Annotated in this window: 24 protein-coding genes; 10 read left to right on the plus strand and 14 right to left on the minus strand. The window is 63.7% G+C overall.

The genetic code is table 11. From position 1 onward, the window contains the following. From KM295_RS14270 to KM295_RS14335, 14 genes are all read right to left on the minus strand, one after another. The coding region (locus KM295_RS14270; protein ID WP_256030655.1) for a hypothetical protein at window positions 1-926 on the minus strand (926 nt) is incomplete at its 3' end. Then, a complete protein-coding gene (locus KM295_RS14275) occupies window positions 926-1,930 on the minus strand; it encodes a helix-hairpin-helix domain-containing protein (protein ID WP_256030656.1) in 1,005 nt (334 codons plus the stop codon). The genes KM295_RS14275 and KM295_RS14270, both read right to left, overlap by 1 nt. After that, entirely contained in the window at window positions 1,927-2,295 is a 369-nt protein-coding gene (locus KM295_RS14280) for a hypothetical protein (protein ID WP_256030657.1), read from the minus strand. Before KM295_RS14280 ends, KM295_RS14275 begins: the two co-directional genes overlap by 4 nt. Further along, window positions 2,292-2,669: a hypothetical protein gene (locus tag KM295_RS14285; protein WP_256030658.1), complete on the minus strand. Its 378-nt coding sequence runs from the start codon at window positions 2,667-2,669 to the stop codon at window positions 2,292-2,294. The genes KM295_RS14280 and KM295_RS14285 overlap by 4 nt, the downstream gene beginning before the upstream one ends. A gap of 2 nt (window positions 2,670-2,671) precedes the next feature. Beyond that, window positions 2,672-3,025 (minus strand): hypothetical protein, encoded by a 354-nt coding sequence (locus KM295_RS14290; RefSeq protein ID WP_256030660.1) that lies wholly within the window; start codon window positions 3,023-3,025, stop codon window positions 2,672-2,674. After that, window positions 3,022-3,420: a hypothetical protein gene (locus KM295_RS14295; protein ID WP_256030661.1), complete on the minus strand. Its 399-nt coding sequence runs from the start codon at window positions 3,418-3,420 to the stop codon at window positions 3,022-3,024. Before KM295_RS14295 ends, KM295_RS14290 begins: the two co-directional genes overlap by 4 nt. Next, window positions 3,420-5,129 carry a hypothetical protein gene (locus tag KM295_RS14300; RefSeq protein WP_256030662.1) on the minus strand — a complete coding sequence of 570 codons (1,710 nt, stop codon included), beginning with the start codon at window positions 5,127-5,129 and terminating at the stop codon, window positions 3,420-3,422. The genes KM295_RS14295 and KM295_RS14300 overlap by 1 nt, the downstream gene beginning before the upstream one ends. Beyond that, window positions 5,126-5,386: a hypothetical protein gene (locus KM295_RS14305; RefSeq protein WP_256030663.1), complete on the minus strand. Its 261-nt coding sequence runs from the start codon at window positions 5,384-5,386 to the stop codon at window positions 5,126-5,128. The genes KM295_RS14300 and KM295_RS14305 overlap by 4 nt, the downstream gene beginning before the upstream one ends. Further along, window positions 5,387-5,617 (minus strand): hypothetical protein, encoded by a 231-nt coding sequence (locus tag KM295_RS14310; protein ID WP_256030664.1) that lies wholly within the window; start codon window positions 5,615-5,617, stop codon window positions 5,387-5,389. A 2-nt stretch (window positions 5,618-5,619) separates the two neighbouring features. Next, window positions 5,620-6,567 carry a hypothetical protein gene (locus tag KM295_RS14315; RefSeq protein WP_256030665.1) on the minus strand — a complete coding sequence of 316 codons (948 nt, stop codon included), beginning with the start codon at window positions 6,565-6,567 and terminating at the stop codon, window positions 5,620-5,622. Next, window positions 6,564-7,205 (minus strand): hypothetical protein, encoded by a 642-nt coding sequence (locus tag KM295_RS14320; protein ID WP_256030666.1) that lies wholly within the window; start codon window positions 7,203-7,205, stop codon window positions 6,564-6,566. The genes KM295_RS14315 and KM295_RS14320 overlap by 4 nt, the downstream gene beginning before the upstream one ends. Next, window positions 7,202-7,570, minus strand: a complete 369-nt coding sequence (locus KM295_RS14325; RefSeq protein WP_256030668.1) for a hypothetical protein — start codon at window positions 7,568-7,570, stop codon at window positions 7,202-7,204. The genes KM295_RS14320 and KM295_RS14325 overlap by 4 nt, the downstream gene beginning before the upstream one ends. Window position 7,571: 1 nt before the next feature. Continuing rightward, on the minus strand, window positions 7,572-7,772 hold the full coding sequence (locus tag KM295_RS14330) for a hypothetical protein (protein ID WP_256030669.1): 201 nt from the start codon (window positions 7,770-7,772) through the stop codon (window positions 7,572-7,574). A 57-nt stretch (window positions 7,773-7,829) separates the two neighbouring features. Beyond that, window positions 7,830-8,159, minus strand: coding sequence for a hypothetical protein (locus tag KM295_RS14335; RefSeq protein WP_256030670.1), 330 nt, complete (start codon window positions 8,157-8,159; stop codon window positions 7,830-7,832). 101 nt (window positions 8,160-8,260) lie between these two features. Between KM295_RS14335 and KM295_RS14340 the strand changes: the two genes are divergently transcribed. The 10 genes from KM295_RS14340 to KM295_RS14385 all read left to right on the plus strand — a co-directional run bounded on the left by KM295_RS14340 (window position 8,261) and on the right by KM295_RS14385 (window position 13,491). Continuing rightward, window positions 8,261-8,497 carry a phage tail protein gene (locus KM295_RS14340; RefSeq protein ID WP_256030671.1) on the plus strand — a complete coding sequence of 79 codons (237 nt, stop codon included), beginning with the start codon at window positions 8,261-8,263 and terminating at the stop codon, window positions 8,495-8,497. Further along, complete coding sequence (locus KM295_RS14345) at window positions 8,490-9,044, plus strand: hypothetical protein (protein ID WP_256030672.1); 555 nt, start codon at window positions 8,490-8,492, stop codon at window positions 9,042-9,044. The genes KM295_RS14340 and KM295_RS14345 overlap by 8 nt, the downstream gene beginning before the upstream one ends. Then, a complete protein-coding gene (locus KM295_RS14350; protein ID WP_256030673.1) occupies window positions 9,034-9,837 on the plus strand; it encodes a P-loop NTPase family protein in 804 nt (267 codons plus the stop codon). Before KM295_RS14345 ends, KM295_RS14350 begins: the two co-directional genes overlap by 11 nt. Window positions 9,838-9,949: 112 nt before the next feature. Beyond that, the gene (locus KM295_RS14355; RefSeq protein ID WP_256030674.1) at window positions 9,950-10,264 is read left to right on the plus strand and encodes a hypothetical protein; all 315 of its coding nucleotides are present in this window, start codon (window positions 9,950-9,952) and stop codon (window positions 10,262-10,264) included. Further along, entirely contained in the window at window positions 10,261-10,506 is a 246-nt protein-coding gene (locus tag KM295_RS14360) for a hypothetical protein (protein ID WP_256030675.1), read from the plus strand. Before KM295_RS14355 ends, KM295_RS14360 begins: the two co-directional genes overlap by 4 nt. Next, the gene (locus KM295_RS14365) at window positions 10,503-10,790 is read left to right on the plus strand and encodes a hypothetical protein (protein ID WP_256030676.1); all 288 of its coding nucleotides are present in this window, start codon (window positions 10,503-10,505) and stop codon (window positions 10,788-10,790) included. The genes KM295_RS14360 and KM295_RS14365 overlap by 4 nt, the downstream gene beginning before the upstream one ends. Then, a complete protein-coding gene (locus tag KM295_RS14370) occupies window positions 10,787-11,239 on the plus strand; it encodes a hypothetical protein (protein ID WP_256030677.1) in 453 nt (150 codons plus the stop codon). Before KM295_RS14365 ends, KM295_RS14370 begins: the two co-directional genes overlap by 4 nt. Before the next feature lie 44 nt (window positions 11,240-11,283). After that, the gene (locus tag KM295_RS14375; RefSeq protein WP_256030678.1) at window positions 11,284-12,159 is read left to right on the plus strand and encodes a hypothetical protein; all 876 of its coding nucleotides are present in this window, start codon (window positions 11,284-11,286) and stop codon (window positions 12,157-12,159) included. Continuing rightward, window positions 12,156-13,133, plus strand: a complete 978-nt coding sequence (locus KM295_RS14380) for a hypothetical protein (protein WP_256030679.1) — start codon at window positions 12,156-12,158, stop codon at window positions 13,131-13,133. The genes KM295_RS14375 and KM295_RS14380 overlap by 4 nt, the downstream gene beginning before the upstream one ends. 103 nt (window positions 13,134-13,236) lie before the next feature. Continuing rightward, on the plus strand, window positions 13,237-13,491 hold the full coding sequence (locus tag KM295_RS14385) for a hypothetical protein (protein ID WP_256030680.1): 255 nt from the start codon (window positions 13,237-13,239) through the stop codon (window positions 13,489-13,491). The last annotated feature ends 127 nt before the right edge of the window (window positions 13,492-13,618 follow it).

Consider the following 13,618-nt stretch of genomic DNA (forward strand, 5'->3'; position numbering starts at 1 on the left):
TCGCCCGGCCCCACGTCGGTCTCGGTGACCTGCTCGTCGAGGCGGGCGGCGGCGACCTGCCGGCGCGCCCCCTCGGCGAGTGCGAAGCCCTCGTCGGTGTCGCGGATGTCCGACTCGGGGTCTAACTCGCCGCTCCCGAAGGTGCCGATGTCGGACTCGAAGCGGCGGGCCGCCAGCCGGTCGTCGGCGGTGCCGGCCAGCTCGAAGCCGTCGCCGGCCGCCGCCAGGCCCGCGCTGGGGTCAACGTTCGACAGCGGCGTTTCGCTCTCGAACTGGCGGGCGACGACGCGCCGCTCGCCCGTGTCGGTCAGCCCGGCGTCGGTGATCCCGCTCTCGCCCACGTCGATGCCGAAGTCGCCGGGCTCGGCGAAGGGCGACTCGCTCGCGAGCCCCTGGGCCGCCCGCATCGCCACGTCGTCGCGGCGGCCGGCGGCGACGCCCAGCTCCGAGACGCCGCGCGGGCCGACCTCGGCGTTCAAGTCCTCGGCTTGGATGTAGGCGGCGTCACTCGCCGTCCGACGCCGCGCCCGCGCGGCCACGTCGTCACGCCGCCCCGGCGCGACCGCTGGGTCGGCGCTGATCGCTTCGGGGTCGACGTTCGGGTTCACGTCACTCGGCTGCACGAAATCCGCTTCGCCGGCGAACCCGTCGGTGACGTTCTCGCTGAACTGCTCGGTGCCGGAACTGCGGAGGAACACGTCGAGCCCCTCCAGGCGGTCGACCGTGCCGACGCCCTCACGAGAAACGTCGATCTCGTTGGCGATCTCACGCGCCGCCCGGTTTTGGCGGCTGCGGGACGGGACATTTCGGTCCTGACCCCCACCCCTGACGCCCGAATCCCGGCGTTCGATCGCCGTCTCACGCTGGCCGCTTTGGACGGCGTCGAGCCGGCGGGCGCGGTCGGTGGTTGGTTGGTTTTCGGGCATCAACGACCTCCCATCACTTCTGTGATGTCGAACATGTCTTTATCATCGTTCGCGCGTTCCTGCTCGGCTTGCGCGAACGCCATGTCTGCTTCCTCTCCGCCGGCGAATGATTCGATCACGCTTTTCGGCATGCCGCTGCTTGCCTTTTCAGCCGCGATCCGATCCAGTTCTTGTTGTTCTTGCTCCGGGTCTTTGTCAAAGCGGCCAAACCGATCCGTCACGGGTACATCGCCGCCGCTTCGATTTGCCCGTCCGCCGGTGCCGACACCATCGAACGCCTCGCCGGGGCTCAACGACACATCGCTTTCGACTGCTTGTGCTTGGAACAGTTCACGCCCTAAGTCGCTGTCATCCAGTCCGGCGGCTGCTTGCTCATCTGAGAGGAACATATCGTTGCCGCTGGCTGAGAAATCGGCGCTTTGGCGTCTTTCCTGCTTGTCTTTCAGCGATTGTATCTCGTCGAGAAAGTTTTTTCCGCGCCTTGTCAGATCATCGCGTTCAACATCGCCGCGCCGAATGTCCATCCGCTTGAGTTGTGGATCGTCCGTCGGCGTGTCCACGCCGGGGTAGTCGAACCGTCCGGGGTTCTCTTTCCATTTGTCCTCGTCTGTCGTGATCGGTGCCCGGCGTCGGTTATCCGTCCGAACGGCGTTGTCGCCGCGTGTTCGGGTCGTGTGCCGCGCATCAACGCGGTCTTTATCTCCCAGCCCGACTCTGAAATCACCGACCGGAGAACGGATACCAGCGGCGCTTACGCTCCCGCTGGTTCGGCTTCGGGACGTGTCCCGCGGCGCTTGCTCTTTGATCCGTTCGGCTTTCGTTTGGCCGATCCCGTCGACCTCGGCGAGTTCGTTCACGGTCGCGCTTTGCACGTCTTCGAGGTTCCGGAAGCCCTTGCTCCGCATTTCTCGAAGGGTCGTATCGCCGACGCCCTCGAAATCACGCAGCCGTGTCTTCCCGCCGATTTGCTGTTCTGCTGCTTGTCTGCGAAGGTTGTCTCTCATGAGTCTGAAGCCTCCTGTTGCACGTCTTGCAGTCCCAACGCGCCCCGTACGTCCTGCGCGCTGGGCACCGAATAAATCGCCAGCCCGACGGCCATGATGAGCCGCCAGCCATCGACGGGAATGCCGCTGAACAGCCACACGAGCGCGAGCATCGACCCGAACACCGTCGGGCCGAGAAACGCGAACACGCGCAGCGCACGACTCTCCAGCGGCGGCCACGCCGCCAGCGCCCGCCCGCCCGTGACTTCGACCGCGATCTCGGCGTCCGGCGTGCCGAGTCGGGCGATCGCCCAATGCGTCGCCTCATGCGCGAGCGTCGGCGGGAGCGAGCACACGCCCGCGAGTTGGGTGAGGCGGCGGGTCATGGTGCGACCACTCCGAAGTCGATTAGGTACAGGTATGCTGCCGTAACGAGCACGGCAGCGCCGATCGCGGCTTTGGCCCACCGCCAGCCGCTGTATTCGCGATCGCCGAACACCGACGCCGCGTTCGCGGCGGCGTAGCCCATCAATCCAACCCACGGGTACATGAGCAGCGCCTGGTTCATCGCGGCTGCTTGCGGGCCGAACTCGACGCCGGTGCGAACAAGCACATCGTTCACGAGGATGATAAACCACGCATACAACGTCGCCAGCGACGCGACGCCGAACACCGCGCCGATCGCCGACAGCCAGCCGATCGCTGCTGTTCGGGGGTCAATACTTCGGAGTGATTCTTTGTACTGGTTGAGTGTTGACATGGTTAGAACTCCCCTCGCGTCGTAAACCGCTGATAGGCCGCAAACGCCGCGACGGTCACGCCGACGACCGTCACCGTATACGCTAAGGTGACGTACTGCGGTGGCAGCAGCGCGATCAACGACGACCCGAGCAGGATCGTCACGACCGCCGGGACGACGACCGTGCCGTCGCCGGCGATGTGCAGCGACGTAAGCAGCGTGCCCGCGAGTAGCAAGCCGATCAACGTCGGCGACGGGCCGGCGGCGAACGTCCCGTCGATGACGCACTGGGTCGCGTTGCCCTGCGTGCCGTTCGCAAAGCACGACAGCGACGAGTCGTTGAGGTTCTGGCTCTGGAGGATGATCTGTGCGATCATTTCAACTCACCTATTCTCGTGAACTGCACGAGGCCGACGAAGGCGATGATCTGGGCGATGCCCCCCACCGGCAGCGCGAAATAGGCGGGGAAGCCGAGGTTCATCAGCGTGAGCGGCAACAGCGCGACGGCGCCCACGAGGCCGACGAGGAACTTCCCGCCGGAGATCGCCAACCCCACCAGCGTCGGCTCGTTGTCGCCGGTCACGTCGCTCTGTAACCCGCCCTCGTCACTTTCGTCGACGCTTGATTGATTCGCCACTTCGTCGATCGTGCGGGTGGTCTCGGCGTCCCCCGGCGACTCGCCGAACACCGCGGCGCCGATGCCGGAGCCCGACAACAGCGCGAAGGCGAGGCCGAACGCCAAGACCAACCCGAGCACACCTTTCGTTTGCATTATCGTAACCTCCCTGACGTGCCGACGGTCACAAGCACCGAGACCAACCCCGCGAGCACGACCGCCGGCATCGGAATCGGAACCACGCCGACGAGCGTCAGCAGGCCGGCGTAGCCCGACCCGACCAGCGCCGCCATGCTCGGCTTGACGATCACGAGCAGCCCGATGATGGCGAGGATGGAGACGAAGCCCATCAACTCAAGCACCTGCGGCGGGATCGGCGCAAAGTCGATCGGCGGCACGTCGCCGAGCCGTTCCTCGAAGGTCACGGTTTCGAGCCCCCGCTGGGCTTCGACCGTCACCGTCGCCGTGTCCTCCTCGGGATCGAACGACGTGTTGAGCGGGTAGGTCTCGACGTAGCGATCCGTCTGGCCGTCGAGCGTTTCGGTCGTCTCCGGGCGGAGTTGGTTGCCGTCCTGATCCTCGACGGTGATCGTGATCGAGTCGGTCTGGCCCTCCGGGTCGAGATAGACCAACCGCAGTTCGTCGTTGTGGCTCGCCCCGTCCGGCGCTTTCCGCAGGCTGGCCTGCATGGCCGCGCCCTCCGACACATCGGCCGTGAACTCCACGTCGCCGATCGTCAGCCGCGCGAGGTCGGCGCCCTGCACGACGTAGCTGCCGAGAATCCGCTGCTCGCCGGCCTCGTTCTCGACGCGGATTCGGTACCGCTGGCTATCGACCAGAATGGTCGGGAAGCGCCCGTCGGCGCCGACGTAATCCCCCGAGATCGTTCTATATTCGGTCTGGCCGTTCCGCGTGATCGGCTTTTCGACGATCAACTTCGTGTCGGCCCCGAAGCGGTCGGTTTGATCGTTGAGTTCGAATCTCACTTCCGCGGAGGGCTCGTCCGTCGGGAGCAGGTAGATTTCCTGCGTCTCGACGATGTTCTCAATCAAAATCCGGCGATAGGTGAAGTCCGCGTTGTCCTCCCGCACCGTGACGATAAATTCTTGATCGGCCGGCAGCCCCGACAGATCGACCGTGCCGTTGGTGACGTTGCGCTCGACGACGGTATCCGATTCGCCGAAAAAGCGCGCCCGGAGCGTTACGTTACTGTTGTCGATCAGTTCGTCGGGCTTGACTTCGTTGCGGACCTGCAACTCGCTCGGCACCGTCTTGAGTTCGATATTTTTCGTCCCGCTCGGCAAGTCGAACGTCGCGGTCCCGTCGCTGCCGACCACGGTATCATCGAGCACGTCGCCGGTGCCGGTATCGACGACCGCCGCGCCGACGTTCGGCAGGCCCGTGAGTGTGATCGTAAAGCCGTTGCTCGAATCATACGCGAAGTCTGTCGAGCCGTTGTCAATCGCGTAATCGCGCACCTGGAGCGTGTTCACGTCGCCGCTCTCGACGGTGAACTCGCGGTTCAAGTCCGAGCGGTTCACCGTGATCGGCGTGGTGGCATCGACATCGGTGACGGTGATTTCGGAGCCCGAATAGGCCCCGTCCCCGACGCCGATCTGTGCGCTGCCGGGCGCCGACACCGTGAGGTTCCCGTCGCTAAAGGTTTGATCGTCCGCGAACGGGACGGCTTCGACCTCCCGGTCGTCGGTGAGCGTCACTTCGAGACCGTCGTTCGTGACGTACGTGACGCCGGCCGTCGAGGAGTGCGTCAGCGTCGCGGCCAGCGCCGACCCCAGCGGCCCGCCGAGCAGGATTACCACGACGAGCACCGCGGCGACGTGCTCGCGGCGGACGCTCGGGATCATCGCACTCGCCTCCGGCGATCGACCGTGCGTTCGTCCTGCACCGCGCCGGCGATCACCCACGCCCAGATCGCTAACGCGAGCATCACGAGCACCAGCGGCGCGATCCGATCGGCCCAGATCACGGCGTTAGCCCACCGGCTCGAACGGTCAATCAGGGGTAACAGTTGCTCGACGAACACGCGCTGGTACACCAGCCCGCCAACCATGAGCGAGAGCGTCCACACCACCGCGACGCCGATCCGCTGCCATGTCGCCATCTATCGCACCCCCGATTTTGACTCAACGACGGAGCGGGCGATGAGCGCCGCCGCGATGCCGACGAGCATGATAAAGAGCGCGTTCTCGATCACGCCGTTGAACGCTTTGTACAAATAGCCGTTCTGTGGCCCGACATGGGGCAGCAAAAACCCGCCGACGGTTTCGAGGATCGCTGCGGCTAAGACTGCGATGCCGATGGTGAGCACGGCGCGAATATACGCGCCGAACATCGTCAGATCGCCCCGACCGTGCCGAGTGTGTTGACCATGAGCGACGGCAGCGAGCCGCCGCCGCCACCACTACCGAGCAGTTTCGGCCCCAGCAGGACGATCGCGAGCGTCCCGAGGATGATCCCGGCACAGATCAACAGCAGTTTGATGATGCCCGGCCCTTCGTCGCCGTTGGCGAGCCCGCGGATATACCCACGGTCCTCCTGCATTTGCATGTGCTCGGAGTCGGTTTCTTCGGCCCGCCATTGGGCGGCCTTCCGGGCCGAGATTCGCATGCCGTCGTAGCCGTCGCCGCTGTCGATGTCGATCACGGTGTCGCCGAGCCACTCGCCCGCTTCCTCAACACCGTCCAACTCAAAGTCGATCGGCTTGTCGGCGTATCCGCCGTCGGGGATCGCACCGTTGGTGACATCGGCCGCGGTGTCGTCGCCGTACTCCAGCGTACAGCGGAACGTCGGGTTCGTGAACACCGGGAAATAGTTATCCAAGTCGATCGCTTCGCCGATCCGCGGTTTGAGCCAGCCGGCCTGTGCGTGGTCGTCGTCGTCGAGCAGGACAGCCGGCGCGCGGCCCAGGTAATCGACGCTATTGCCGTCGCGGCCGGGGTGCCAGACCTTATCGCGGCCCTTGACCTTCCAGCCCGGCTTTTCGCCCTCGTCCGTTTCCTCCGGGGTTCGGTATTTGATCGGCTCAAACTCGATTCGCTGGCCGGGTTGGGCGTTGATGCCGAGTGCGTCGCCGCCCGAGGCTTTGTAGTAGTTTTCGAGGCTTTTGACCGCCATGCGCTTGAACAGCGTTTCCCGAAACCCGATGATCGGCTTCGGGATGGTCGTCAGGAGCCACGCCCCGGCGCGGCCGAGGCGGTTGGTTTCGTGCCGTTCGGCTGTGTCGTCCGACTCGGGGGGTGTCTCGGTGCCGCCGTGGCCGTTGGTCTCAGCAGCGTCGCTCATTCGAGGATCCTCCCGACACGGCTGGCCGTGCCTTCTTCCTCTTGCTCACGTCGGGTCGTGGTCTCGGTTTTGACCGTCGAGACGCTATCGAGCCCGGCCCCGTTCCGCGACAGCGCCATCAGATCGGCGGCGACCTCGGCCGAGCCGTAGATTTTGCTGAACTGTGCGGACGTGACCGGCTCCGTCGCCGTATCGAGCACGGCCGTCTTAGCCGTCCAATACTCCTTGTCGCCGGGAATGTCCTCGCGTTCGTACGCTTCGGCGGGCGGGGAGTCGGCGCCTTTCATCGCCGCGAGCAGGAACGGCCGATCGCGAAGCAAGCGACCCGGCCGCCGTTCGGCGACGGCCCGCTCGCGTTTGTTCTGCATGATGAGATCGGCTTGCATGTCCCAGTCGTCGCCGCGGTTGGTCACGGCGTGGGCGCCGGAGAACCACTCTTTGAACTGGTTTTCGGGCGAGAAATCGAACTCGTCGCCCTCGGGGTCGACATCCGGGTCGCGCAGCTCGTTCAGAAAGTTCGCGTTGTGAACCGTACGCTGTTTCTGTTCCGCTGCGGCCCGAAGGCCGACCTCTTGGCCCCGTGCCCGCAGGTTCTGTTCCTCCTTCGCGTCAAGAAATTCCTGTTCGTTGTCGTTCATGAGTTGGCCTCCGTCGGTTCGTCGCCGGTTGCATCGTCCGGCGGATAGACGCCGAGCGTGTAGAGGATGAACGCGAGCACCGACAGCAGCGCCCACAACAGCGCGAGCAGTCGAAATTCGGTCGGCAGCGGCGCCGCGACGAGTTGCTCGCCCTGCGGGACCGCCAGCGTCGTGTTATTGACGGTCTGGACGCTCGCCGCACTATCGGCGTACGTCTCGGTATCGGCGCCGAAGACGGCCAAGAGCGTCCAGAGCACGAACGCCGACAGCGACGTGACAGCCGTCCGATCGGACGGGCGAAACAGCCACGCGGCCGTGAGCGCGCCCGCGCCCAGGACGCCAGCGTAGTAGTGTGCCAGCAGCATGTCAGAATCCGTCGCTCGTAATCACGGAGACGACGACCGCAAGGACGCCAACGAAAAACATCAACCCGATAATCGGCCCGATCGCCGACGTAAGATCAATCGCCGCCTGGCCGGTGTCGTCGCTTGGCGACACGTCGAGCAGCGCCGGGAGCAACCCCAACGTAATCCCGGCGGCGGCGATCGTCCAGATTGATCCTCGCATGTGTCTGTCTCCGGTTCGCTAGTGTTCAAAAAACGGTACTGCCCGAATTCGGCCGCGTTAGAAGCCGCCGCCGCCGAATAGGCCCATTATATTATTCGCAGCGAGCACGATGAGACCCACCACCAAAAGTGTGAGAGCGGCCGGTCCCGTCGTCGTGAGCGTGTCGTACACCCCGGAGAACGGCCCGCTGGAGACGTTCACCGCATCGAGGGCGAAGACCTCCGAGAGTACGACGGTAATCATGGCGATCGCGATGAGCGCGCCACCGATGACGCGCACAGCTCGCATGATCGCCGCTTCCGATACACCGGTTTTCCGTTCGAGTCGGTCAACGGCCGCCGCCCCCGTTTGCATCGCCGGCGACGACGACATGGCTGCTGATGCCATACCCGCCCGTTGCCGATGGACTACTAAAACGAATCGGTAACTCTGTGAATAGAATTTGTATCAGAATGGCCACTTATGTGTACATCTACCTTAACGCCAATATGGCACGGCCACCTAACTGCGATGCCTTGCAAGAGCTTAAAACCGCAGAAACGGACGGTGGCGAACCGCTGAGTGCGGCCGATCGGAGGGTGCAGCCAAATGGTAGGTCCTTGTATGTAAATCTGACAAAACTGGCCGCAGACATCCACGACATCGAAGCCGGCGACACGGTGCGCGTCGAGACCCACGCCGACGGCGTATGGATCAGTATCGAAACGGGTGATCTCGATGAGTGATGACGATCCGCCCGGTGGGAATAAGGCAGACCAACGGGTTCAAGAACGGCTGGGTAGGCTGCAAAAAATTCGCGACCAATGGTGGGGCGAAGGCACGGGCGGGCAGTTCGACCCACAGACGAAGCGGTATATCGCCACTGTCATAATGCAAGTTTGGGACTCGTTGTACCAATACCGAAACAAACCGATCCTCTCGGAAGACGACTTCCCCGATGTCTCTCCCATCAGAGAACGCCTCGGTCGGGAGAAAGACGTTATCACTGATTCAAAACGGCTTGGTGAAAAAAGAACTGTCAAAAGCGTCCCGGCGGTTGACGACCTCAGCGGCTGGTACCTAATTGAGTTGAGCGAGGAGCTTGACGACCTTGCCGACAAACTTGATTTCGGCGCGGATGTGCCAGAGAACCCCGAAACAAGCGAGTTCGACGAAAGCGACCTCGTGACACTCGCCAGCGCACGTAACCAAGAAGACGCGATCGAAGACGCGCCGGACGACATCACCGGCCGCGTCATTGATACGTTGGAGGAATACAAGAATGGCAGTTGAACCATCCCGGTCGCTTCCCGGCGGTCTCAAGGGCGAGTTCTTTCAGGACATCGCCAAACGAAAGCGCGAGGGCCGGGACGCGAAGATCCTGCTGACAGCCAAGGACGGACAAACCGGCGTCGGGAAGACAAACCTCTCGGTGTTTCTTGGGTATTTGCTTGATACCTCAGAGGCTGGCTTCAGTGCGGCGAAGGTGACGAACGAGCCCGAGGAGTTCCTTGAGTTCTACAAGAAGCTCGAAAAGGGATCGGTCGCGATCATGGACGAAGCCGAACAGTTCGATGCCCGGCGGGCGCAGACGAACAAGAACGTCGACGCCACGCAGAAGTGGCAGATGGCGCGTGTCAGAGAGATCATCGGGATCGTGAACCTACCCAGCCCCGAAGAGATTGACAGCCGCTTCGAGCGGTTGGCCGACTACTGGATTAACGTCGAGCGGCGTGGGAAGGCGAAAGTCTACAAAAAACACATCCACAACACGAAGCGGCAACTGTATTATAAAACAATGCAGTGGATCGAGTGGCCGAACGTCGACGAGTGGTCAGCGTTTCAGAACCTCGATGCCGCGAAGAACGACCTGCTCGACGGCGGCCACAGTGGCGATTGGGTTCGGGAGTCTGAGGTAGAAGAGCGGATCGAGAAGGCCCGGAAAGACGAGCGGCAGAAGGAACGCGACGGTTGGATCGCTGCATTGTATAATGAAACGCCGATGAGCGGCGGTGACATCGCTCGCTTGCCGACGATCGACCTTGATCCATCGAGAGTTCGGCAAATAGCAAACCGTGACCGATAATGACCGTTAGTAACTGCATAGAGGCGACTATAGATATATACATACGCGTTAACGGTGGGAGATCAATCAAGCCCCAAAGCCATCGCGAACGCCCGAAAGAGGTGTTCTATCGGTGATCTGGACCGGCCAGCCGGGACAGTTGGCGACGACATACGTGCTCCTCCTCGTCCCGGCGGGGCTGTGGCAGTCGATCGCCATCGGCCTCGAAACGAACGGCCTCGATCCCGAGCTGGCGACGGCGATCGCGACGGCGTTCACCGTGGGCTGGCTGGCCGTGATCCTGACGCCACGGGTTCGACTGGCTGTGATCCGCTGCATCTTTCCCGACGAACGGCCCGGCAGAGAGTGGCACCCCGACGGTGGCCATGACCTCCGTCGCGTGAGCGCGCGTGTGCGCGATCGAGTCACTGGGGTGGTCGGGGCGTGAGCGAACATACCTTCGCGTCACTCTACGCCGAGTACACCGCGGACACGTACGGCAGTCGAATAGATCTAAACGCACCCGACGAGTTCGGGCGAGACGAGTGGGATGAGTTCGGCTACATGCCACCCAAGCGCCGTTCTGATAATGAGAGGTTCGGGTGGTCGAAGTTCTACGATTTTTATATGTGGCTTCTTGAGAACGGCTATCTCGACGAAACGGCGATCGCGAAGAGTGACAACGCATGACCGACGACTATCCGAACCGGGCGCTGTGGCTGCGTGACACGCTCGAAACGATCCACGACAGCTTTGCCCGCGTGTGGCTGTGGGGCTTTTCGCTCGTCGTGCTCGCGCTCTTTGCCGTCGTGCTCAACGAGTTGGCGCTGATGGGGCGGGTTGATCGGGTCGGGGCGCTTGTCCGGCCGTTTCAGGTGATGGTGGTGATCGCCGTCTTCATGGCCGGGGTCTGGTTCGGGTCGCTGCTGGCGGGTGTCGTTGGCTGGCTGCTTGAGCGGGGTGATGAGTCATGATCCGGCTCTCCGGCGGGATGCTGCTCGTCGTCGTGCTTGCTGGCGCCGTGCTCGGCGTCGTGGTCGCCGATCAGACCGACTCGGCAGCGCAGGCCAGCCTCTCGATGGACTACGACACCGGCTATCTGTACGTCGGCGACGACCGCATCGACGAGCCCGTGGTTGACGAGACGGGCACACCGATCACGAACCTCAGCGCCGGGGCGTCGCCGATCGCCGACCACCCGGCCAACGTCGTCGACTGGAGTCCGTGGCGGGTCATGGACACGATGACCCGGCAGTTGCTTCAGTTGGCGTTTTGGACCGCGACCGCGACGGCGAAGACGATCCACCGCTCCGGCGTGCCCGTCGCGTGGTGGGTGCAGGGGCTTGAACTCGGCGTGCCCGGGTTCGCGGTGGGGTACGTCGGGTTGCAGGTGCGCTCGATCGTTCGGGGTGGGCGGCGGTAACCCGCGAGTGGCCTCTTATCCCCCGCTCCGCCGTTGGTTCTCGTATGTCAGCGACAGATAAGCAACTCGCTGTCGGGGTGCCGATCTACTCCCGCGAGACGGCGCTGCGGCAGTTCCTTGAATCCGTCCCGTCCTACGTTGAGACGGCGTATGTCGCCGAGAACGGCCCGCCCGACGACCGCGACCGCGACGTGTATGATCGGTCGTGGCCGTTCAGCCTCGACGTGATAGCCCTCGAACATGACGACGGCATCGGGGCGTGTCGCGCCGCGATCGTCGACACTTGCAGTGAGCCGTATCTGTGGGTCGGTGATTGTGATATGGCGTTCGTCGACGGCGGCGACCTGCGGACGCTGCGGGCGATCCTTGAAGCCCACTCGGACCTCGGCGGCGTGTCGGGGTGGCTGCTCGAAGATCGGGCGGTCCGGGCCGGCGCACGGGATCTCGAAACCGTCGGCGACTCGGCGATCAAAGAAGCCAGCGGCGTCGATCTGGAACACGACCCGGTGCCGTTCGCGCGGTTCGATTTTATTCCGCAAGCGGGCTTGTTCCGAACGGCGATCTACGAAGATTACAGTTACGATCCCGACGTCCGCAGCACCGAGCATTTCGATTTCTTTTACGCCCATCGCCAGCTCGGCGCGTGGGACTTTGCCAGCACGCCGACCGTGTTGATCCGCCATGATCGCAACATCAACGCCGAGTATCGAGAGAGCCAGCGCGGCAGCGGGCACGTCGACCGGGACATCCTCGCCGAGAAGTGGGGGATCGAGCACGTCGAACCGGGCGCGCGAGCCGACTGGGCGACGGTGCACGACCACGGCCTCAAGTCCGACGCCTTCAACCTCGTCAAACAGACCACGCCCGCGCCAGTGTGGGTGCGGCTCAAACGCGGCCTCGAACGGGTGGGAATCGCATGACCGGGCCGATCATCGTCCTCGGGTGGGACGGGCTCGACATCGAACTGATGGGCCGCTTCGGCGTCGCCGAGGCGTTCGGCGACCACCGACAGCGCATCGACACGCACGTCAACGACGTGATCGACGACCCACACACCCGCGAACTGTGGCCCTCGATGATTACCGGCGTCGCGCCGGCCGAACACGGGATTCATGCGGCCACCGAGAACGGCGTCGCGTGGAACTCCTCGATCCTGCGGGCCGGCAGTCGGCTGGCGACGAACACCATTCCCGACGACCTCCAGGCGTGGCTCGGCAAGCGGTTGCGCGAACAGGGCGTCGGCCTCGATGCCAAGACGCCGGCGTACTACCACGACAACGACATCTCGACGGTGTTCGACGGCGGCGGCCGGGCAATCAGTATCCCGAACTACGAGACCGAACGGGACCGCGCCCGCGGGCTGGATGGCAACCGGGACGCGTTGTGGGCGACGATCGAACCCGACAAGTCCCTCGATAACGGCATGGCGCCCGGCGTCGATCGAGAAACGCTGTACCACGAACTCGGCCGCGAACTCGGCCAGCGCGTCGGCGAGACCACAGCGGCGATCACCGCCGGCGAGCCGCTGGTGTGGTGTTGGTTCGGGTTGCTCGATACCGTCGGCCATCTCCAGCCGGCGCTCGGCGATCAGTTCGTTCGCGAGTGGTACGAGGTCGCCGCGGGCATCACCGAGACGGTGCGATCGGTTGTGCCCGCCGACGCGACCGTGCTGGCGATCTCCGACCACGGGATTCAGGAAGGCACGCACGAGCACTATGCGACCGTCGCGAGCGATGATCCCGCGCCGGTCGAGGCGATCGAACACGTCTTTGAGGTGGCCGACTGGATTCGGCAGGCGCGGGTCGAAAGCGCCGCGATGCCCGAGCCGGAGGTTTCGGCCGACGGCGTGCGGGACGTGCAGGCCGAACTGCAAGCGCTGGGCTACACCGACTGAGCCCCGCGAATCCCCCCTTCGAGAGTATTTGACGCTACTTAGCCGGTCCTTTCGGTGTCTTTCAGGGCGGTCTTTTATGATTTGTCAGGTCAAATGTGAGATTATGGGGACGCAACAACCCCGCGAAATTGGTAGCGGAATCGAGATAACCGAACACGAGCCGACTGGTGGTGTGCAGATCGAACGCTACGACCCGCCAGCGTTCAAAGACAGCAGCACGCTCGTCGTGCCGGACGAGAGTAGTATGCTCGAACTGGCCGAGGCGCTTGTCGACGAACTCCCCGAACAAGAGATCGTGCACGCCCGCGAAGCCGAACAACTGCGGGAGTTGAAGCAGGTGTTCGGCGGGGATGAGTAACCCGTTTGATTGCTACGAGTGTGGCGACGAAGCCGAGTTCTGGCGCTTTGAGACATGGACAGAGGGCGTTGGTGGTGTTGAGTATGAGGAGCCATTCTGTGGCGACTGTATCAAAGACGCCGGCCCG

It is taken from the genome of Natronomonas aquatica, assembly GCF_024449025.1.
Classification (GTDB): Archaea; Halobacteriota; Halobacteria; order Halobacteriales; family Haloarculaceae; genus Natronomonas; species Natronomonas aquatica.